Source organism: Clostridioides difficile ATCC 9689 = DSM 1296 (assembly GCF_001077535.1).
Lineage (GTDB): Bacteria > Bacillota > Clostridia > Peptostreptococcales > Peptostreptococcaceae > Clostridioides > Clostridioides difficile.
Map to the genome: position 1 here is coordinate 3550769 of NZ_CP011968.1, position 21332 is coordinate 3572100.

A 21332-nucleotide genomic window follows, 5' to 3' on the forward strand; every position below is an offset into this window, starting at 1 on the left:
ACGCAGTAAATCTATATTAAGATTAAACCAATACCTAATTAAATTAATATTCAGCTAAACTAATATTTAGTTAAATCAATATAATAAAATTATTAACTTTAGACTGTATTATTAATGCATAATGTGTGTTTGTTTATCTGATATATTTTATTATCCTAATACCTATTACTCTAAGTTAATTACCAAAATTCTATATAATTATTACTCATTCATAGCTTCTACTTGATTGTAGCAGATGCTTAAAGCTCCTTTTGGACATCTAGTTACACATAATCCACATCCAAAACACTTGTCTGCATCTATGTTCAACTTATCTGTAACTTCTAAAGCTTCGTATACACAGCTTGTTACACATTGCTTACATTTGATACACTTGTTATCATCCACTACTGGAGCTACTGAATGAGTTCTAAACCCTCTAGCTGCCATTTTCTTATGAGTTAATCCTTTTATTTCATTAACATCAGCATATCCATTCTCATCTAAAAATTCATTTAATTCTTTAGCAATTTTTCCATAGATAGAAGGCCCTTTAAGGATTGCTTCTGTACATACTTGAACAGCACTTGCTCCAGCCATCATCATTTCAGCCACGTCTTTTCCACAAGTGATTCCACCAACACCGATTATTGGTATATTTACAACTTGAGAAGCTTCATATATACATCTTATTGCTAGAGGTCTTATTGGTGCACCTGATAACCATCCGTATCCAGCTTTACTTCCCATTATAGGGTATCCTGTATTTACATCTATTGCCATACATGGTCCAAATGAGTTTATCATTACAAGTCCATCTGCACCTGCTTCTTCAACAGCTTTTGCAATAGTTTGAATGTCAGTATGAGGACTCATTTTCATAAATACTGGTACATCTAAAACAGCTTTTGCAGCTTTTAAAGCATTTACTATTGGTGCAACGTCTGTACCTACATAATGAGTAGATAATTCAACTGCATCTGCATAAGGCTTTACTAAAGGAGCAACCTCAGCTATTTGCTCTGCTGAATATCCCATACTTACTATTACTGGAAGCCCTGTTTCTTTTACCTTTTTGTATTCTTCCTCTATCCATTGCTCTTTTGGAAGCTCTGACCATAATTCTGTGTTTAAAAAACCACTATTAGTTTTTGCCATACATGGTCTTGGTACATCAGCTGGTAATACAGATATAGTTTTTGTACATATAGCTCCTGCTCCACCTTTTGCTGCCTCTTGACAGAGAGCACCATCTTTTGCTCCAGGTCCTGCCGCTGTCATAATTGGATTTAAAAATTCCATTCCATATAAATTAACTTTTAAATTAGCCATATTATTATCTCTCCCTTAAATTAAATATTTTTAATATTTAGATTGTATTCTTTTATTTGTATTTGTTATTTATTTACTTTTTTATATTATTTAAAATATAAGATAGTTTTGTTGAATTATTAATATCTCTGAATTATTTTTATTAATACTTAATGACTTTAAGTCAATATAGATTTTTACTTGTTTTATTTTTATTTTGCTTCTTCAACTTTATTATTTTTTTCTTTTTTAGAACCTAGTTCATTGAAGAATATGTTTAAAAGCACTGCTGATAAACTACCTGTTGTTATTCCACTATGGAATATTGTTTGTACCCAAGTTGGGAAATTATGATAGAAATCAGGATTTGTTAGTGGTATCATAGACAAACCAACACTAACTGCTACTATAACCCCATTTTTAGTTCCATCAAATTTCACTTTGCTTAAAGTTTTTACTCCTCCAACCATTACCATTCCAAACATTGCAAATCCTACGCCTCCAAGAACAGGCTTAGGTATTGCTCCTATTATTGCTGCAAATTTTGGTAAGAATCCAAGTACTAGCAATATAACCCCTGCGTAAACTGCTATAAATCTTGATTTTATACCTGTAAGACCTACTATTCCTGTATTTTGACCAAATGGAGTTATTGGAAATGAATTGAATATTCCAGATAATGCTGTAGATATTCCATCTCCAAATAGACCTCTTTTAATATTTTTACCTGTTACTTCTTTGTCTACCATTTCATGAATAGCTATCATATTACCAACTGATTCCGTCATAAGTACCAACATAATCAAACACAATGATAGTATTGCAGATGGTTCAAATCTAGGCATTCCAAATTTTAAAGGTACATTTAAGTTAAGCCAACCAACTCCATTTACTGCACTAAAATCTGCCATTCCAACTGCCATGGAAAGTAGTGTACCAAGTACTATACCTACCAATATAGCTGTGCTATTCCAAATTCCTTTTAAGAATTTAAATGAAAGTAAAGTTATTGCCAATACTGCTAAAGCTAATGCTAATGAGTTTGGTTCAACCGCTTCCAATTTGTTGTCAGTTATCCATTTTATCCCAACTGGAAATAGTGAAATACCTATTACCATAACAACTGTTCCAGTAACTACACTAGGGAAAAATCTTATTAATTTTTCAAATACTGGAGCAAGTAATATACAAAACAATCCAGCTACTATTACAGAGCCAAATACTGTCTGTATTGCAACTTGTGAATCACTATATGATGAGGCTATTGCTGTCATACCTGCCACAGCGGCAAAACTAGTTCCTTCTATTACTGGTATTTTAGCACCTACAATATTTCCTATACCAACACTTTGTATGAGTGTTCCTATACCTGCCATAAACAAGCAAGCATTTATTAAAAAAACAATACTAGCATGATCTAGTCGTGCAGCACTTCCTATCATCATAGGAACTGCTACTGCTCCTGCACACATTGCTAAAACGTGCTGTAGTGAAAATACCCAAGATTTGGATACAGGTAACCTTTCATCTACTGGAGCTATTTTAGGGCTTTTATCTCGAGACATTTTGGGTCTCCCTTCTATATTTAATTTAATATTCTATTCCGTATATTTTTTATTTATATACTTCATTTAAATTCCTATTTTTGTTTAAGCTCTGTTTTTAACATCTAAATTCTTGTTTCTTACTTGTATATTAATCTGAACCTCCCATGACTAAAGTCACAGGGTTCCTGCTTCATAGAATTTTGCATAATCAATTATTTAAATTCTATTCCATAGATTTTGACTTAATTCTCTACTTTTTGCTAGAATACTTTCTTCATCTATGTTTATTAACTTTCTATCTTTCATAAGTACCTTTCCACTTATAATAGTTGTATCTACGCTTCTTCCACTCATTCCAAAAATAGTGTGTCCCCCTATTGTATTTTCTGTCAATGGAGTATGTGGTATATAATCAACTACTATAACATCTGCATAAGCACCTTTTTTAAGTACTCCTAGGTCATTTTTATAATAAGCTTTAGCTATTTTTCTATTGTTATCAAATAACATTGTTTGTGATTCTTCAAATCCAACTCTTGGGTCTTTTAAGTGATGTTTGTGAATTATATTGGCAACTTTTAATGATTCAAACATATCGCTAGTATATCCATCAGTTCCTAATCCTACTGTAACTCCCCTTTTTAATAACTCTATTGCAGGAGAACATCCAACTGCATTTCCCATATTAGATTCTGGATTATGAACTACAAATGTATTTGTTTTATTTAAAAGACTGATTTCTTCTGCACTTATATATATACAATGAACTGCTATTGTTTTTTCTTTTAGTACTCCAAAATCATTGAATCTTTCTAAAACCCTTTTTCCATATTTATCTACATTATATTGTAAGTCTGCTAGTCCTTCAGCAACATGTACATGGTAACCTGTATCAAGACCAGCTATCTCTGAAGCACATTTATTTAATGTATCATCAGATAGTGTAAATGCAGCATGAAGCCCAAACATTCCTTTTATCATGTCTGTATCATCTTTTTGAGCGTATTTTATAAAGTTTACGTTTTCATTGATACCTTGTTGGATTGTATTTCCACCATCTCTATCAGACACTTCATAACAAAGACACGTTCTAATTCCCAAATCCTTTGCAACATCTGATATTGTAAACAAACTGCCTTCAATTGCATTTGGACTTGCATGATGGTCATAAACTGTTGTTACACCATTTTTTATACATTCTATATACGTTGCATATGCACTGTATTTTGTATCTTCCAGTGTAAGCTGTTTGTCAAGTCTCCACCATAAATTGTTTAGTATCTCTAAAAAGTTCTCAGAAGGTTTTCCTGGAACTGCCATTCCTCTAGCAAATGAGCTGTATATATGCATATGTGAATTTATTAGACCCGGCATGATTATTTTCTTGCCTGCATCTATAAATTCATGTACTGGATATTTAGCTTTCATTTCTTCTGTAGTACCTATATCTTCAATTAGATTATCATTTATTACTACACATCCATCTTCCATATAGGGATTTAAAGAATCTTGGCTTATTAGCCTCCCATTCCCCACTAAAATCATAAATTTATTCCTCCTTAAAGCTAAGATTTAATTTTTAAGTACTTTTCCTGCTTTAATTTTATTGTATTTTCCTTCTTCAACAACACAATTTCCATTTATAATTACGTAATCTATACCTGTAGGGTACTGCATAGAGTTGATAAAATCATCACAACCACTAACTGTATCCTTGTCAAATATAACTATATCTGCAAAATATCCTTCTTTTAATTCGCCTCTATCTTTTATACTAAAGCTTGTAGCTGCCTTTTTAGTCATTTTATAAACAGCTTCTTCGATTGTTAACACATTCAACTCTCTAACATATCTTCCTAGTATTTTAGGGAAAGAACCATAAGCTCTTGGATGTGGTTTACCTGCTAAAAGACCATCTGTACACACATTTTGCTCGTCTCTTTTCATGAATCCTATTATATGTTCTTCTAATCCATAGAAATCTACCATCCCAACTGCATTTTCTTCTTCTTTTAATAAATCAAACGTTGCATCTAATGGGTCTTTTCCTCTCATTTTTCCAATTTCTAATAAGCTCTTACCAATTGTATCTTTATTCTTTTCTGTTTTTACGCTTGTTACAAATATTTGGTCTATTCCAGCAAATTCTATAAAATTATCCCAGCCTTCTATTCCATTTGCTATATCTTTTTTCATTTTTGCTCTTTCGTTTTCATCACTTAATCTTTCTATTAACTTATCAGTTCCTCCAGAATGTGCCCAAGGAGGTAAAACTACTCCAAGCATTGTACTTCCTGCTGCATATGGATATTGGTCAAAAGATACTCTTATTCCTTCCTTTTCTGCTTTTTCTAAAAGCTCTATAACTTGTGGTATATACTTCCAGTTTGCTTTACCACAAACCTTAAAATGTGAAAAATGAACTTTTACTCCTGATTGTTTTCCAATTTCTATGATTTCTTCCATTGAAGTTAAAATTGTATCTGCTTCACTTCTTTGGTGAACTACAAATACTCCGTCATATTTTGCTACTACCTTACACATCTCTATAATTTCTTCAGTCAATGAGTATGCACAAGGTATATATATAAGTCCAGTAGACAATCCTATAGCTCCTGCTTTTAATTCTCTCTCTGTGATTTCACACATTTTTTGAATTTCTTCTTTAGTAGCAGGTCTATCTTCAAGTCCCATAGCTTCCATTCTAACGTTTCCATGAGGTACTAAATAAGTTTCATTTAAACCTACCCCATTGTAATCCATCATTTTTAAATAATTCTCTGTTGTTTCATATTTCCAATCAATTTCATCACTTTCACCATCTAGACCTGCTAAATTTTTTCTCCAAGAAGATATATGCTCTTGAGGTAGAGGGGCCATAGATATACCATCTTGGCCCAACACTTCTGTTGTAATTCCCTGTCTAATCTTTACCTCATTATATGGATTAACTAAAATAACTAGGTCTGAATGGCTATGAGTATCTATGAAACCTGGACATATAACTCTACCTTTTGCATCTATAACTTTGTCAGCTTCTTCGTTTAAATCTTGTGATATTTTTAATATTTTCTCGTTTTCTATTAAAATATCTCCTTCATATGCTGGTGTTTTATTTCCATCTACTATAAGCCCATGTTTTATTAAAGTTCTCATAAAACCATCTCCTAATTATTTTTTATAAACTGATTTTAATATACCATAATATCCTTCTGCACCTTTGAATAATTGGTCTAATTCTATATACTCATCTATTGTATGAGCAAGATTTTCCTTAGAAGGACCAAATCCTATAGTTCTTATTCCAGCCTCACCTGCGTAGTGACTTCCATTCGTACAGAATGAGTATTGAGTTATTTCTGAATCTATTCCAGCTTCTTTTAATCCCTTATACGCTGCTTGAACAAATTCATCTTCTTCATCATATAACCAACCTGGGAAGAATCTTTCACTTTCTATAGTATTTCCTGTATAGCAATCAGCTTTTTCAACTGCATAAGAAACTTTTGCATTTAATTCTGGGTCTTCTTTCATCATTTCATCTAATAAAGCTTGTATTGGAGCTAATACGCCTTCTCTTGTTTCTCCAACTAATAATCTTCTATCAAAAGTAGCTTTGCAATAATCTGGCACTACTGATGCTCCTGGATATGGAGAAGATTTTATATCTGTTAAAACTAATATTCCATCACCTAAAACTGGATGAGTTGGAGGTACTAATTGTTGTATCTTTTGGATTACATTAGCCATTTTATAAACTGCATTTATACCTTTTTCTGGATTAGCAGAGTGAGCTGGTTTACCAAAAGTTTCTACTACTATTTCTCCTCTACCTCTTTGACCTATCTTTAGGTTTAATTCTGAAGATTCACCTATTACAACATAATCAGGTTGAACAGCCTTACTTATCTCTCTAGCTGAAACACCTTCAAATATTTCTTCATGAACAACACCTGCTACATACAATTCACCTTCAAAGTCTTTGTTAGTATCTTCTGCAAAATATGAAACAGCAGCCATCATAGCACTTACTTGCCCCTTCATATCAGAAGTTCCTCTACCATATATTTTCCCATCTACTATTCTCGCTTCAAAAGGAGGAACACTCCATTTACTTGCATCTGGAACTGGAACTGTATCTATATGCCCGTCAAATAATATTTTTTTACCTGGTTTATTTCCTTTTATACATCCTACTATATTTCCATATCTATCTCTTGACCAACTATCAAAACCTAGTAAAGCAAAATTTTCTTCTATAGCTTTTACTACGTTTTCTTCTTGACCTGAATAACTAGCATTTCTTATTAAGTCTTGGCATACTTCAGTTAATTGTTTTTTTCTTGTTTCATTTAACATTTTGATATTCCCCCATATAATTTTTAGTTTGTTGACGTTTTATTTTGATATTTCACTTTTTTAATTTATTAGCATTTCACTTAATCTATTGATTTTTTATTTCTTTATATTTTATTTATTAAATTTTTATTTAGACTTTATTTTAATTTTATTTGGTTTTATTTAATTTTATTTAGTTTTTATTTTGAATTTTTCATTTGCTTTACTTTTTCATTTATTTAGATTTTTCATTTGTTTTAGTTTTTATTTTATTTAAAGTTTTCACTTATTTAAGTTTTTATTTTCCTTAAATTTTTCATTTATTTGTTAAGTTTTTCTTTTCCTTAAGTCTTTTATTTACTTTGGCATTCACCATTCCAAACTATATCTCTATATTTATCAGGGTCAGTATCTCCTTCTGTACTTATTAATAATACTTTAGAGTTCTCATCTAGTTTCAAAGCTTCTCTTAAGTCTTTTAAATCTTCACTTTCAAGGATTGAAACTAATGCTCCAGTTGTAACTGCTCCAGATTCTCCAGAGATTACTTTCTCATCTCCTCTTAGAGGGTTTCCTAATATTCTCATACCTTTAGCAGATACCCAGTCTGGTGCTGAAACGAATGCTGATGAATAATTTTTTAACACTTCAAAACCTATAGTGTTTGGTTCTCCACAAGCAAGCCCTGCCATTATAGTTGGCATATCTCCTCCAACAAATCTTGGTTTTCCATCTCCAGCTTCTGCTGATTTATAGTAACAATCAGCCTCATCAGCCTCTACTACTACTGTTATTGGGCATTCATCATATATTGAAGCAACATATCCTTGAACTGCACCAGCAAGTGAACCAACTCCTGCTTGAACAAATACGTGTGTTGGTCTATCTACTCCATATTCTTTTAATTGTTCTATAGCTTCTTTAGCCATAGTTCCATATCCTTGCATTATCCATGCTGGTATTTCTTCATATCCGTCCCATGCTGTATCTTGAACCATTACTCCATGGTCATCAGCTTCTGCATAATCATTAGCTAATCTTACTGCATCATCATAGTTTAAGTCTGTTATACTAGCATCTGCACCTTCTCCTTTGATTTTATTTAATCTAAATTCAGAAGAACCTTTTGGCATTAATACAACAGATTTTTGACCTAATTTATTAGCTGTCCAAGCAACTCCTCTACCATGATTTCCATCTGTAGCTGTAAAGAAAGTTATTTCTCCTAATTTTTCTTTTATTTCTTTTGAAGTTAATTTATCATACCCTAACTCAGATATATCTGTATTTAATCTTTGAGCTAAGTATCTACCCATAGAGTAAGAACCACCTAAAACTTTAAATGCGTTTAAGCCAAATCTATAAGATTCATCTTTAACATATATTCCGCTTACGCCTAGTAATTTTGCTAAGTTATCTAATTTAACTAAAGGAGTCTTTTCATATTGTGGAAAGCTCTCATGAAAAGCTTTAGCCTTTGCAATCTCTTCATCTTTTAAAAATTCAATTCCTTTTTCTTTTTCCTCTGATTTAGGTAAGTTATTTAATTTCCATTTTATTTCTCTCATTTATTTTATATTCCCCTTTCAAATTTTTCGGTGTCATTTTAATTTTTTATCTTTGTGCCTTATAGCAAAGCAATTACCGTGCCAATATTATTTATTCTAAAAACAATTTTTTTATGTTGGAATTACATACTTTTATAAAATTTCTTTAAAGTTTATAAATTTTGAGTGTGAAAAATAAGATTTATAAAAGAAAAAATTCTCATATTGGGAAATTTTTATCAATACGAGAATTATCAATTCGAGAAATCGTTTATTTGTCTTAATTCTTCCTTTATTATGCTCTTATTTTTTATATGTCTATTGTTTTGTCAGATATATTACTACTTTTATTTTCTATAAATATATGGCTATAACCTTCTTACGCATAAACTCTATAAATTTATATACTTTATATACTTTATATTCTTTATTACCCAAAGCCTCCAAAATGGCTTAAATCTTTTCATAGCTTCTTACAGAAGTTTACATGGGCGTCCCCCCAATAAGCAAAAGTGCAATATGTGTACCATTGTGCCCTACTTGCGACTATTGAGCTGTCGAAATTCGCAACTTCGCATTTATCTGATGAAATGCACTATACAAAATATTCATAACATCCACAACAGAGTTAAAGTTACCTATTCATATTCACTGTAAAAATTTCTTCCACAGGAAATGTAATTTTAACCAATCCTATTGAGACAAACTCACCACTTATTTTTTTGAACTCACGCAGTAATACATCACTTGCCCGAAAAAAAGCCTCACTTTCATCATCTCCAGTAAGTGCTATTGTGCAATGGGGTACCCAACGATTGGGGTGGTACCATTCCCAACCATTTGAATCAAAATCTTGTAGTACCTCATATAATTCTCTCTGAAACTGATACATACTGCTATTCATTATAGGTGATACAAACACCGTTTTAGTATCATTAAACATGCCTACTGAACCAATGTAAGCAGGTATTACCTTATGGTTTTGTGCAAACCCCTTTAGCTTGTCTATGCAACAAGCCTCATCCACATCATTGAAACAAGCCAAAGTAAGATGAGGTCTTGTTTTCCATTCTAAGTACTTCGTACTAATTTTTTCATCAGCGATTTTTTTAGATAAATCAAAAAGTTGCTTTTCCGTTTTTTTATCATAATATAGCTCTATCGCATATTGCATAATAACACCTCCACCATAAAGTAAAAATACCTATCTATAAAAACACACAAATACCTATCATTTTAATATTATATTACTACTGTTCCTCTTCCAATTTTCTATATAGTGTAGCCAAACCTATGCCTAAGTCTTTTGCTATCTTCTTCTTCGTCTTTGTATCTCTTCCATACTTATTCAACAACTTGTTTATGTAAGTCAACTCTAATTCTTTAATTGAAAGTATCCTTTCTTGATTCTCTACTATCCCTCCAACTATATCATCTTCAAATATTATATTTACATCCTTATTTTTATAAATATTTCCATTAATATTATAATAGTTTAAAATATCTAATGGAAGCATATCTTTATATATTATTCCATCATCTCCAACCAAATTCATCATATATTCAACTGCATTTTCCAGTTCCCTTATATTTCCCGGCCAATTATAGTTAATCAACATATTCATTACATTTTCTTCTATTTTATTTAACTGAATACCTAATTCTAAAGAATATTTAGAAGCAAACTTCATCATTATTGCCTCAATATCATCCTTTCTTTCCCTAAGAGGTGGCAAATTTATAGGAATTACATTCAATCTATAGTATAAATCATCCCTAAACTTACCTTCATTTACTAATTTCAATAAGTTTTTATTTGTAGCAGCAATCACTCTTATATCTAAATCTATAAGTTTATTTGACCCAATTCTCGCAAATTTTCTCTCTTGTAAAACTCTAAGTAACTTTGCTTGTAAAGGCATTGACAAATCTCCTATTTCATCAAGAAATATAACACCTTCATTTGCAAGTTCAAATTTACCTACTTTCCCTCCACTACTAGCTCCACTAAATGCACCTTTTATATAGCCAAATAGCTCACTTTCAAGGAGATTTTCTGGAATAGCAGCACAGTTTATCGCAATAAATGGCTTGTTCCATCTGCTACCTTCAGCATGTATAGCCCTAGCAATTAGCTCTTTACCCGTACCACTTTCCCCAGTTATAAGTACAGTTGAATTTGACTTTGCTAATTTCTTAGTTCTCTCTTTTACTTTTAACATTGCTTCTGAATTTCCAATTATAGACTCTATATCACTATTTCCCCAGCCACTATTCACTTTTCCATGTCCTTTATGATTGATATATGTCTTGTCAAATATTATTATTTTGTCGTATTGATTTATATATGGATATACCGGAATTATTTTGGCATTTATATTATAAATTTTGTTATCAATATCAATTTCTAGTAATTCATGTCCATTTGAGGAAGATTCAACAGATACTATATTTACTATATTTTCTATTATATTTTTATCTATATCTAATTTTTTTAGAGCTATATTGTTTATATAAGATATTTTGCTATTTATGTCTAGTATTATAACGCCTTTTTCAACATTTTCAATGATTTCTATCATCATATCCATTTTTCTACTGCTATTTTTTGACGCTTCATGTTCTTCTATTTTCATAGAAATTAAATCGCATATATGATTAACAAATTTTAAATAATTATCTATTTTTGCACTTATTTCTACTTTTTTAGTTTTATCTGTACTAATAGCACCAATTACTCCTATAGTTCGATTATTATACTTTATTGGAACTGCTATTATTACTTTATTTAAGCATTTCATGTAATGGGAACATTCTATACAAAGCTGATTATCACATATATCCAATACGACTAATTCCTGACCTGTCTGTATAACATTGTCATAAATAAATCCTTCTGTAACAACGCTTTCATTTATCTTTGATTTATACAGACCTGTACCACTAATTCTTATTAATCTATCGTCAACTATTTCAATATCTACATCTAACACACTAGCTACTGTTTCAGTGTATTTTATCATTTCTTGTTGAAATTCTTTTAATTTACTTAACATAGTTTCCCCCATTAGAATTTAATTTACCAAATTATCAGTTTAGCTATATTTTAACATATAGTCACTCTTTAAAATATATATAAAACATTACTTATTTATATATTTGCGTTAAAACAGACAATATTAATTTATAAAAAGTTTGTTTTATATAGTAACCTTAATTATAATATGCAGACAATAAAATAAATCACAATACAATAATAAAAAAAAGCTTTCCTCATATAACAAATATATTTTTGACATAAAAATATACATTATATGAGAAAAGCTCAATAGTTAAATATTTAGATAGATTTTTATATAGACTTTTTTAATATAAACTTTTTTAATTGTAGACTTTTTTTATTAGTTTTTAATTTTTATTAGTTTTGTTATTGGTTTTATTGTTATAATACTTATAATACTGCCATTGCTTCAATTTCTAAAACTGCATCTTTTGGTAATTGAGCAACTTGTACGCATGACCTTGCTGGTGGATTTTCTTTAAAATATGTAGCATATACTTCATTAATATCATTAAAATCCTTTAAATCTTTTACGAATACTGTAGTCTTAAATATTTTATCCATACTTGTACCAGCTTGTTCTAATATTGCTTTTACATTATCTAAAGAAGCTTTTGTTGCTTCTTTTGGGTCAGATACTAACTCGCCAGTCTTCATATCTATTGGAAGTTGACCTGATGTAGAAACTATGTTTCCAACTTGAATTGCTTGAGAATATGGTCCAATTGCTCCTGGAGCTTTCTCTGTAGCTATTACTACTTTTGACATGACTTCACCTCCTATTATTAAGTTATATTTACAGGAAAATAAAATTTCCTAAACACCAATATTAATACGAACCTTTAGATTAAATTTCAAATCTAAAACTTCAAATAATCAATACTTAGATGATTATGTTTATTTGTGTCTTGTTAACTTTTATTAAAGCAATTAACGTGCCAAACTTTATTTATATATAAAATTTTGTGAAGTCATTCAAAATAGTTACTTCTGAATTTTTTCGTCAAAAAACGCTCTAAAATTACTTTTTTATGATGTCAATTTTTTTCTCATATCTAGAAATTTACCAACATGAGAATTCTTGTTTTGAGAATTTACAGATTAAAGTTATTTTTTAACCTTAAATTCTGAACCTCCCATGACTAAAGTCACAGGGTTCCTGCTTCATAGAATTTTGCATAATCAAGTTATTACATATGAAAGAACTATAGTTGACAATCCCACTATTATAAATAATAAAACCTTTACCCATACCTTATTTACCCTAGTTATCATAGAGCCTATTGAAAATATAACAGCTAAATATAATAATAACCAAAAAATTATCAATATCTACCACTGTTGCTGAAAATCCAAAAAACTACCTTTTGATAGTATTACTTAACAATCTAATTAATCTCATAATAAATTTACAACTTATAAATAAATTGTTATATTGGCCGTATCTCAACAACTTTCTCCTTTCCTAGTTTTAAATCTTTTATAGAATTGTACCACGTCTAAGTAAATTTTCATACTATTAAGTCTTATTTCTAATAAATCATTAGCTCTCATTCTATGCCCAATAATGTAAGATTGCAGTAATTTTATTGATTTTAATAGTTTTATTTAATATACTTATATTAATTATTTTCATATGAAATTATTATTTATATAGGGGGATTTTTTTAATATGAGCAAAAGTGAATTAACAGCAGAAACAACAGAAGAAATGTTAGAAGTACTAAGTGGTAAAGATTATGATATTGCATGTCATTTACATGAACTTGGTAAATCATTAGATTGTAAAATTGAACCAAAAACAGGTGCTCGTTCTTACAAAATAGTATATTCAACTAAGAAACCAAAACGTAGCTTATTTACTATTGAATGTAATGAAAAAAAATGGAGAGTTAAAGCAAATCTTTTTCATCTAAATACATATAAAGATGCTGTGGAGGAATGCTCTAAAACTATTAAAGATAGTATAACTAAAACTCGTACTTGTAAGAAATGTAATTCAAAGTGTATTGGAGGTTCTTCGTTTGAATTAGATGGAAAGTCTTACCTGACTTGCATAGGAAGTGGTCATTATTTTGCAAATATGGAAGAAATGGATTGGAAAAACCTAGAAAAATTAATTACTAAAGAAAATAATATTATGCAGGAATCTGTATAGTTTTTTAAGGGTAATTATTAAAATATATGAGTAACAACAGATACTTAAATAGGCATAAAAAAATAAAGGGTATAATAAGGATATAGAATAAAAATAAATGATATAGCACAAAGAGGCTGTCTCAAAATACAGATAAGCCTCTTTTTATTGTTGAAATGATAAGAATATATTCAATTTTATACAATTTTATACAAACATACTACGCCAACTTACCCATTTCATATGCCTGTTTCATTGCCTTACTTCCCTTAATATCACCTACATTCCAAGCACCTACACCATATACTATACCTTTTTCCTTAGAACCATTTAGACATGATGTAAATCCTCTAAATCCTTCTATTGTTCTTTCCATATCAGCCACATTTTCATCTGCTGCTGTAACGATAAAATAGAAATCTTTATCACAAATTTCAGTATATCTAGAGCAAGTTCTATCAATCATAGTTTTCATTTGCGCATTCATAGTATAAAAATAAACTGGAGTCGCTAAAACAATCACATCTGCCTCAATCATTTTTTCAAGAATTTCTCCCATGTCATCTGTCTGTGAACAATTTGCTTCTTTTTCATAACAAGCACCACATCCAGTACAATAGTTAATATCTTTATCTTTTAAAAATATCTTCTCCACTTGATTTTTAGATTCTAATACCCCTTGTATAAACTGGTCACACAATAAATCAGAATTTCCACCTTTTCTAGGACTAGCTGATACTATTAATACATTTTTACTCATAAGATACTGCCTCCATTTTCTTATTTCTACTGCTCTTTAATACTTTTTCTTTCTCAATAATACCTTCTTCATATCTATCAATCTTAAAATTTAATCGTTCCAAAGTTTTTTGCATTTCTTCTATTCTTTTTGCTAGTTGGTTTCTCTGCTCTATTAAAAGTTCTTTTCTAGCTTTGATAGTACTGCTCCCTTGTTGAAACATAGCTACATACTCAATTAATGTCTCAATAGAAAGACCTGCACCTCTCATACACTTTATGAAATTAACCCACTCACAATCTTCTTCTGTAAAAGACCTAATTCCACTTTTATTTCTATTTACAGGTGGTATTAAACCAATTCGTTCATAATATCGTAAAGTATCCGCTGAAAGCTCGTATTTTTTACTAACTTCTGAAATCGTCATACATATCTTCTCCTCTTGATATTGTATAGATTGAATTATTTCTCAAAGGTTTCTGCTACATTCTTTAAAGCATCTATAATTTTAATGTGTTGAGGACAGCTTTCTTCACATTGTTTACATTCAATACAATCTGAGGCCTTTCCATAAGTTTTAGTATAATTATTATAGTAGACCATCTGTGTTGAAAATCCAGTATTAAGAGCTTGTTTTTCTGCATTGTACAACGCAAAATAGTTTGGAATAGCGATATTTTTTGGACAGCCTTCTACACAATACTGACAGGCAGTACAAGGAACTAAAATTGATTCGTTGATAATCTCTACTGCTTCATCTATAATATTATATTCCTCTTGTACGAATGGTTTGAAATTTTGCATATATCCTGTATTGTCTAATAATTGTTCCATATTTGACATCCCACTTAAGACCATCATAACATTATCTTTACTTGCTGCAAAACGTATTGCCCAAGATGAAATTGACATATCTGGATTGTAGTCATTCAATAATTTCTCTGCTTTTTCTGGTATCTTTGCAAGTGTACCTCCTTTTACTGGCTCCATAACAATTACAGGCTTATTATGCTTCTCTGCCACCTCGTAGCATTTTCTAGATTGTATGCTTTCATTATCCCAATCTAAATAATTAATCTGTAATTGCACGAAGTCTACTTCTGGATGCTCACTCAAGACTTTATCCAATAATTCTGCACTATCATGAAAAGAAAAACCAATATTCTTTATTTTTCCTTCTTTTTTCTTTTCTTCAATAAACTTAAAGCTATCAAATTTTTTAGCTACTTCATAATGTGACACGCCTATATTGTGTAAAAGATAGTAGTCAAAATAGTCTACACCACATTTTTCTAATTGCTCATTAAAAATGGTTTCTTGCTCTTCTTTTTTCTTTAAAGCCATTAATGGAAGTTTTGTAGCTATAGTAAAACTCTCTCTTTTGTGTCTTTTTACTAGAGATTCTCTAAGTGCTATCTCACTTTTTCCCATGTGATACACATAGGCTGTATCAAAATATGTAAATCCCCTTTCTAAAAAAGTGTCTACCATTTTATTTAAATGTTCCATATCAATAGTTGTAACATCATTTTCATCTTTTATTGGTAAACGCATTAATCCAAATCCTAATTTTTTTGCCTCCATTGTTTTACTTCCCCCTTTAAAACTTGTTTGTTTTTTCTCTCTACTTTAACTATTCTTACAAGTATATAATTCTTGTATAATTATACTTTACTACTTGGAGTTAACTTCAAGTCAATAGATTTTTTTATTTTTAAGACAAATATTATAAAAATACAGTTCTTTAATATTAATCCATTACATGTTTCTTTCACCCTCCAATTCTCAAACTTCACAAACTCCAACATGTAAAGAAATATATACTTTAAGAAATTCAGTCCATTAATATTACTACAAATACTTTTTAGATATGTTTAAAAAGAAATTTCACCTAAAATGTTTATAAAAGATTTAGAAATAGGTCTTGTGTCTATTTTAAAATATATGAAACAGTGGTAAAGACTTATTTATAAGATAAAAAATGAATAGTGTATACCCTTTTTAAAAAGTTTTTTCCTTTTTATATTTGTGATACAATGTTAAATATAAAAAGGAAAATTTTGTATTAAAGAAATCTTATTTGTTGATTTTGTAACTTCAAACTCAGCATCAATTTGATTTTAAGATTATATTTTATTAAGTATGCTAAATAACAAATTTTTAAAGATTGTGAGGTAAAAATATGAATAAGAAAAATTTAGCTATATTAATATCAGGTATGATGTTTTTTTCTAGTTCTTCAGCAATTTTTGCAGACAATACTACAAAGCAAGAAAGATTAATAGGTAAAACAAGATATGAAACAGCAGTAGAAGTAAGTAAATTGGGATGGGTTCAATCAAAAACAGCCATTATAGTTAATGGTAATTCTATTCAAAGTGCACTTTGTGCAAATCCATTTGCTAAGCTAAAGAATGCACCTATACTTTTAGTAAACAACAACAGTATTGAAAATTCAACTAAGGCTGAGCTTAAAAGGCTTGGTGTAGATAATGTGTACATTGTAGATAGTGGAAATAGCATTTCTTCCAAAGTAGAAAATGAAATAAAATCACTTAACATAAAAATAAATAAAATAGTAGGAAACAATATATATGAAATGTCTACAAATGTACTTAAAGAAATAGATAAGATAAAAAAGGTAGAAAATGTTGCAGTTGTAAATGGACTAAAGGGACTATCTGATGCAGTTAGTATAGCTTCTCCAGCAGCAATACATAATATGCCTATAATATTAGTATCAGATGAAAACAGCAATGATAGTAGTATAAATTTCTTAAACAATAGGTCTATAAAAAAATCTTACATAGTTGGAGGAAATAAGATTTTATCAGACAATACAGTAAAGAAATATCCAAACAGAGAAAGAATCAGTGGTTCAGATAGAAACAATACTAATGCAAAAATTATTGATAAATTTTATAAAGATAAAAAAATAAATAATGTATTTGTAGCTAAAGATGGTATTAACCAAGAAAATGCATTAGTAGATTCATTATCAATAGGAGTACTAGCTGCTAAAGAAAATTCTCCTATAATGATATCTAATGGTAGCCTTGTAAATAGTCAAAAAGAATTTATTAAAAATAAAGATATAGATGAAATAACACAAGTAGGAGGAGGATATAATCAAAAAGCATTTGAAGATATTTTAAAACTAAAAAATGTGAACATAAGAAATAAAACTAAAAAAATATCTTTAATACAGGCTAAAGAAATATTAAAACAAGCTCTTCCAGGAAGCAATATTTTAGTTTGTTATTATGATGAAGATGATAATGAATATGACTGCAAAGTTATAAAGGATAATATCCTATATGAGATAGAAATTGATGCCTACTCTGGTAAAATAATAGAAATTGAAAAAGATGATGACTTAAATGATAATAATTTAGGTACACAAAATATATCATTGGATAAAGCTAAGTCTATAGCATTAGATGCTATTCCTAATGGTAATTTAATCTATTGTAAATATGATGCTGAAGATAACGAATATGAGGCTAAAGTAATAAAAAATAAGAAAACATATGAATTAGAGATAAGTGCATTTGATGGAAGAATTGTAGATATTGACATGGACAATGATTCTGATGATGACTTTGATGATAATGATAAGAATAACTCTAATACTAATGACAACAGTTCTATTATTAGTGCTGAAAAAGCTAAATCAATAATGCTAGATAAAGTGCCTGGTGGGAAAATAGTAAAATTTAAGTATGATGAAGATGACAAAGAATATGAAGGTGAAATAATAAAAGGAAAAACTGAATATGAGATAACAATTAATGCAATTACTGGTAAAATATTAGAATTTGAAATAGATGATTAATAAAAAATATATATTCTATTAATTATTACAAGCAATAAAGCCATAAATATTGAAAATTTCAATATTTATGGCTTTATTTTATTTTTTTTAATTTAAATCCACATTATGCCATTATATATACCTATGCACTCTTGTAAAATGGGTTATATTTCTCCAGTATATTAAAAAAAGTGAGTGTCTCAAAATAAATCTTCTAACTCATAAAGCACTCTCCTTTGTATTAAATCAAATATATTTTCATCATTTAAACAATTAAGAAGAGGCTTCTCTCTATTTTGAGACAACTCCATTTTAATACACTATTTATACATAAACATATTTTAAACAACTAAAAAGCAACTAATATCTTAATAAATATCTCAATACATATCTTCATAACACATATCACCATAATTACAAGCAGATAAAGAACTCTCCTCATTTAAATACGACTCAAATTCATACCCAAACAGAATTGTTGGTTCTATATATATTTCCATATCTGTATATCTCCATCTTCTTACCTTTGCCTCTATAACCTTGTAAAAATCTTCTAAACTATACCCTTCTTTTAATCTTTTATCTATAAGTGCCTTAGTTATACTCAAATCAGCTTTAAAATTTTTTCCTGATTCACTATTTAATTTTCTTATAATAATTTCATGTATGCTTTCTGGATTTTTATAAGTAGAATCTTCAGTCAAATCTTCATCCGAATTTTCAAAGGTATTTTTATTTAAATTCTTTTTATTTAAATTATTTTTTAATAATTCTTTTTTCTTTGTCTCATTTTCTGTTTCATACCCAGTATGAATTATCAAATCATAATCTTTGTCTATACTCTCTTGATTTATACGGCTGTATATGTTGGTATTACTGTTCTTAAACAACTCATCTCTATGTTTATATTTCATTGTTTTTTGGTTATTGTTAATAGTTGCATCAATGTATTTCTCTATATTTTTGAAAATATCACCATTCTTTGTTACAATTTCTGCATTACTACTTTCAGAACAAACATAACTATATACAGAACAACAATTTCCCTTTACTCCCCTACTTATTAACCTCAATATACCTAAATCTATAAATTCATTTACAAGTCTACTTATTGTAGATATAGATACATCAAGGTCAGATGCAGCTTTCCTTACTGTCATCATAAATTGTCCTCTTGGCAGAGTTCCTTTTAATCTTTGTATATTTTCTTTTCTCATTACATAGTGATTAAACCTTATTCTATTTACATCTCTTTTTTCATTAAAATATAATACTGCTGAATTTAATTGATAAAAACTATTACTCATATTCCCACTCCTCCAATTTAAATAGATAATTTGTTGTAAAGTTTTTAGATTTTTAAATAACTTATTAAATGATTATTTTTATTAAAAAGTATTCTTTGATATTTTCATTTTAAAGTTTTAAGTATAATAAGTTAATAGTGTAGATTTAACTTTTTTATTTAAACAATAAACTTAATATTATTTTTAATATAAAAATTTTATTAAATTTAGTATGTAATTTTTTAATCTTATTTTATTCCCTCTATACTCTTATGCTAAATAATAACTTTGATAATATTTCCCTAACTTATGTTTCAACTGGTTTATATTGCAATTTATTTAATTACAGCTTATTTGCATAATAATTCGTCCATATCATAAGTTGTGTATTTATATAAATACACAATTAAAAATAAATCACTATGGTATACTAATTATTACGAAGACTATACTTATATGCAAAGACAAATATAAGGCATCTTATATCTTTTATCAATTATAAAAAATTAAACGCTATCTTATTTATCATAAATTACAAAAACATAAAATTTTATTACTATATTGCTATAAATTAATTGATACACATTTTACACAATAAGGAGGGCTATATATGACAAATGCTAAAAGTAAAAAAGAATATCTAAATCGTATTTGCAAAGTGCAAGACTATATAGAAGAACATTTACATGAACCTCTTTCTCTTGATGAACTTTCTAATATAGCAGGTTTTTCAAAATTTCATTTTCATAGAATCTTCAAAGCAATAGAAAAAGAAACTTTGGCACAGTATGTAAATAGGCTAAAACTAGAAAATGCAACTGCTTTTCTTATTCATAGAACTGACATGACTGTTACTGATATTGCACACTACTTTGGCTTTACTGATTCAGCAGTTTTCTCGAGAGCATTTAAAAATTACTATAAAATAAGCCCTATAAAATATAGAAACAATTATAGCAAGAATTGCAAAGAACCATATAAAATTTCTCAGTACAATAGAAGCATATCAAAACCTAAATGTAAGAATACTAGAGAGGTTAAAGGTGAAATTGAAATTCTAGAACTTGATAATATGAATACTATTTACACTAGGTATACTGGTTCATATGGTAATCTAACCAGTACTTTCCCAAAACTTTTAGAACGGTTATTCACATATGCAAGTGAGCAGAATCTACTTGGACTTGAAAACACACAAATATTAGCCATTTATCATGATAATCCACAATTTACACAGGAGCATCAATTAAGGACTAGTATTTGCATGACTATTCCAGATAACATAGTTGTCAAAGAGAATGACAATCTTGGCAATATGATAATACCTTCTGGAAAATATCTTGTGGGACATTTTGATATTTCAAAATCTGAATATAGTGATGCGTGGGATTTTATGTATAATGAATGGCTATCAAATGGTAATTATAAGCTACGTGCCTCCTTCCCTTTTGAAGTATATCTTAACAACCCACACAATCACCCTCAAAATAGACACTTGGTCGATATATATTTACCTATAGAACCTTTTTAATAACCTCACCTAATCTATTCTTGTATTAAGGATTAATATATC

The 21332-nt window shown here is 29.1% G+C and carries 16 protein-coding genes; 3 read left to right on the forward strand and 13 right to left on the reverse strand.

Annotated elements, in window-relative coordinates; all coding sequences use genetic code 11:
- Nucleotides 1-201: 201 nt before the first annotated feature.
- From CDIF1296T_RS16490 to CDIF1296T_RS16530, 9 genes are all read right to left on the reverse strand, one after another.
- Nucleotides 202-1311, reverse strand: a complete 1110-nt coding sequence (locus tag CDIF1296T_RS16490) for a 4Fe-4S binding protein (protein WP_009891591.1) — start codon at nt 1309-1311, stop codon at nt 202-204.
- A 191-nt stretch (nt 1312-1502) separates the two neighbouring features.
- The gene (locus CDIF1296T_RS16495) at nt 1503-2855 is read right to left on the reverse strand and encodes a nucleobase:cation symporter-2 family protein (protein ID WP_003434158.1); all 1353 of its coding nucleotides are present in this window, start codon (nt 2853-2855) and stop codon (nt 1503-1505) included.
- 198 nt (nt 2856-3053) lie between these two features.
- Nucleotides 3054-4382, reverse strand: a complete 1329-nt coding sequence (ssnA, locus tag CDIF1296T_RS16500) for a putative aminohydrolase SsnA (protein ID WP_009898311.1) — start codon at nt 4380-4382, stop codon at nt 3054-3056.
- Nucleotides 4383-4409: 27 nt separating this feature from the next.
- On the reverse strand, nt 4410-5993 hold the full coding sequence (locus CDIF1296T_RS16505; RefSeq protein WP_009893877.1) for an N-acyl-D-amino-acid deacylase family protein: 1584 nt from the start codon (nt 5991-5993) through the stop codon (nt 4410-4412).
- A gap of 15 nt (nt 5994-6008) precedes the next feature.
- Nucleotides 6009-7196 (reverse strand): YgeY family selenium metabolism-linked hydrolase, encoded by a 1188-nt coding sequence (locus tag CDIF1296T_RS16510; protein WP_003421980.1) that lies wholly within the window; start codon nt 7194-7196, stop codon nt 6009-6011.
- 332 nt (nt 7197-7528) lie between these two features.
- A complete protein-coding gene (dpaL, locus tag CDIF1296T_RS16515; RefSeq protein WP_009898313.1) occupies nt 7529-8743 on the reverse strand; it encodes a diaminopropionate ammonia-lyase in 1215 nt (404 codons plus the stop codon).
- 613 nt (nt 8744-9356) lie between these two features.
- Nucleotides 9357-9896, reverse strand: coding sequence for a 2'-5' RNA ligase family protein (locus tag CDIF1296T_RS16520; RefSeq protein ID WP_003427977.1), 540 nt, complete (start codon nt 9894-9896; stop codon nt 9357-9359).
- Between the two features lie 76 nt (nt 9897-9972).
- Nucleotides 9973-11778: a sigma-54-dependent Fis family transcriptional regulator gene (locus CDIF1296T_RS16525; protein ID WP_009898314.1), complete on the reverse strand. Its 1806-nt coding sequence runs from the start codon at nt 11776-11778 to the stop codon at nt 9973-9975.
- A gap of 395 nt (nt 11779-12173) precedes the next feature.
- On the reverse strand, nt 12174-12551 hold the full coding sequence (locus CDIF1296T_RS16530) for a RidA family protein (RefSeq protein ID WP_003421988.1): 378 nt from the start codon (nt 12549-12551) through the stop codon (nt 12174-12176).
- Nucleotides 12552-13455: 904 nt separating this feature from the next.
- Between CDIF1296T_RS16530 and CDIF1296T_RS16540 the strand changes: the two genes are divergently transcribed.
- On the forward strand, nt 13456-13941 hold the full coding sequence (locus CDIF1296T_RS16540; protein ID WP_003434280.1) for a hypothetical protein: 486 nt from the start codon (nt 13456-13458) through the stop codon (nt 13939-13941).
- Nucleotides 13942-14140: 199 nt separating this feature from the next.
- Here CDIF1296T_RS16540 and CDIF1296T_RS16545 read toward each other — a convergent pair whose 3' ends face one another.
- From CDIF1296T_RS16545 to CDIF1296T_RS16555, 3 genes are read right to left on the reverse strand one after another with little or no spacing between them, the layout of a single operon-like run.
- Nucleotides 14141-14680, reverse strand: coding sequence for a flavodoxin family protein (locus CDIF1296T_RS16545; protein WP_009898315.1), 540 nt, complete (start codon nt 14678-14680; stop codon nt 14141-14143).
- Nucleotides 14673-15086: a MerR family transcriptional regulator gene (locus CDIF1296T_RS16550; protein WP_003434285.1), complete on the reverse strand. Its 414-nt coding sequence runs from the start codon at nt 15084-15086 to the stop codon at nt 14673-14675. Before CDIF1296T_RS16550 ends, CDIF1296T_RS16545 begins: the two co-directional genes overlap by 8 nt.
- Nucleotides 15087-15121: 35 nt before the next feature.
- Nucleotides 15122-16243: an aldo/keto reductase gene (locus CDIF1296T_RS16555; protein ID WP_009891610.1), complete on the reverse strand. Its 1122-nt coding sequence runs from the start codon at nt 16241-16243 to the stop codon at nt 15122-15124.
- Nucleotides 16244-16841: 598 nt separating this feature from the next.
- On the opposite strand from CDIF1296T_RS16555, the gene CDIF1296T_RS16560 reads away from it, so the two are divergent.
- On the forward strand, nt 16842-18494 hold the full coding sequence (locus tag CDIF1296T_RS16560) for a cell wall-binding protein Cwp21 (RefSeq protein WP_003434287.1): 1653 nt from the start codon (nt 16842-16844) through the stop codon (nt 18492-18494).
- Nucleotides 18495-18853: 359 nt separating this feature from the next.
- Here the strand turns inward: CDIF1296T_RS16560 and CDIF1296T_RS16565 are convergent, their stop codons facing one another.
- Nucleotides 18854-19780 carry a conserved phage C-terminal domain-containing protein gene (locus CDIF1296T_RS16565; RefSeq protein WP_009898317.1) on the reverse strand — a complete coding sequence of 309 codons (927 nt, stop codon included), beginning with the start codon at nt 19778-19780 and terminating at the stop codon, nt 18854-18856.
- A 589-nt stretch (nt 19781-20369) separates the two neighbouring features.
- Between CDIF1296T_RS16565 and CDIF1296T_RS16570 the strand changes: the two genes are divergently transcribed.
- A complete protein-coding gene (locus tag CDIF1296T_RS16570; protein ID WP_003434289.1) occupies nt 20370-21290 on the forward strand; it encodes an AraC family transcriptional regulator in 921 nt (306 codons plus the stop codon).
- The last annotated feature ends 42 nt before the right edge of the window (nt 21291-21332 follow it).

Bases quoted from the DNA above. Each gene is read 5' to 3' on its own strand.
- CDIF1296T_RS16550 (WP_003434285.1), bottom strand. From the start codon at position 15,086: ATGACGATTTCAGAAGTTAGTAAAAAATACGAGCTTTCAGCGGATACT.
- CDIF1296T_RS16495 (WP_003434158.1), bottom strand. From the start codon at position 2,855: ATGTCTCGAGATAAAAGCCCTAAAATAGCTCCAGTAGATGAAAGGTTA.
- CDIF1296T_RS16530 (WP_003421988.1), bottom strand. From the start codon at position 12,551: ATGTCAAAAGTAGTAATAGCTACAGAGAAAGCTCCAGGAGCAATTGGA.
- CDIF1296T_RS16510 (WP_003421980.1), bottom strand. From the start codon at position 7,196: ATGTTAAATGAAACAAGAAAAAAACAATTAACTGAAGTATGCCAAGAC.
- CDIF1296T_RS16520 (WP_003427977.1), bottom strand. From the start codon at position 9,896: ATGCAATATGCGATAGAGCTATATTATGATAAAAAAACGGAAAAGCAA.
- CDIF1296T_RS16570 (WP_003434289.1), top strand. From the start codon at position 20,370: ATGACAAATGCTAAAAGTAAAAAAGAATATCTAAATCGTATTTGCAAA.
- CDIF1296T_RS16540 (WP_003434280.1), top strand. From the start codon at position 13,456: ATGAGCAAAAGTGAATTAACAGCAGAAACAACAGAAGAAATGTTAGAA.
- CDIF1296T_RS16490 (WP_009891591.1), bottom strand. From the start codon at position 1,311: ATGGCTAATTTAAAAGTTAATTTATATGGAATGGAATTTTTAAATCCA.
- CDIF1296T_RS16565 (WP_009898317.1), bottom strand. From the start codon at position 19,780: ATGAGTAATAGTTTTTATCAATTAAATTCAGCAGTATTATATTTTAAT.
- CDIF1296T_RS16555 (WP_009891610.1), bottom strand. From the start codon at position 16,243: ATGGAGGCAAAAAAATTAGGATTTGGATTAATGCGTTTACCAATAAAA.
- ssnA (WP_009898311.1), bottom strand. From the start codon at position 4,382: ATGATTTTAGTGGGGAATGGGAGGCTAATAAGCCAAGATTCTTTAAAT.
- CDIF1296T_RS16560 (WP_003434287.1), top strand. From the start codon at position 16,842: ATGAATAAGAAAAATTTAGCTATATTAATATCAGGTATGATGTTTTTT.
- CDIF1296T_RS16525 (WP_009898314.1), bottom strand. From the start codon at position 11,778: ATGTTAAGTAAATTAAAAGAATTTCAACAAGAAATGATAAAATACACT.
- CDIF1296T_RS16505 (WP_009893877.1), bottom strand. From the start codon at position 5,993: ATGAGAACTTTAATAAAACATGGGCTTATAGTAGATGGAAATAAAACA.
- dpaL (WP_009898313.1), bottom strand. From the start codon at position 8,743: ATGAGAGAAATAAAATGGAAATTAAATAACTTACCTAAATCAGAGGAA.
- CDIF1296T_RS16545 (WP_009898315.1), bottom strand. From the start codon at position 14,680: ATGAGTAAAAATGTATTAATAGTATCAGCTAGTCCTAGAAAAGGTGGA.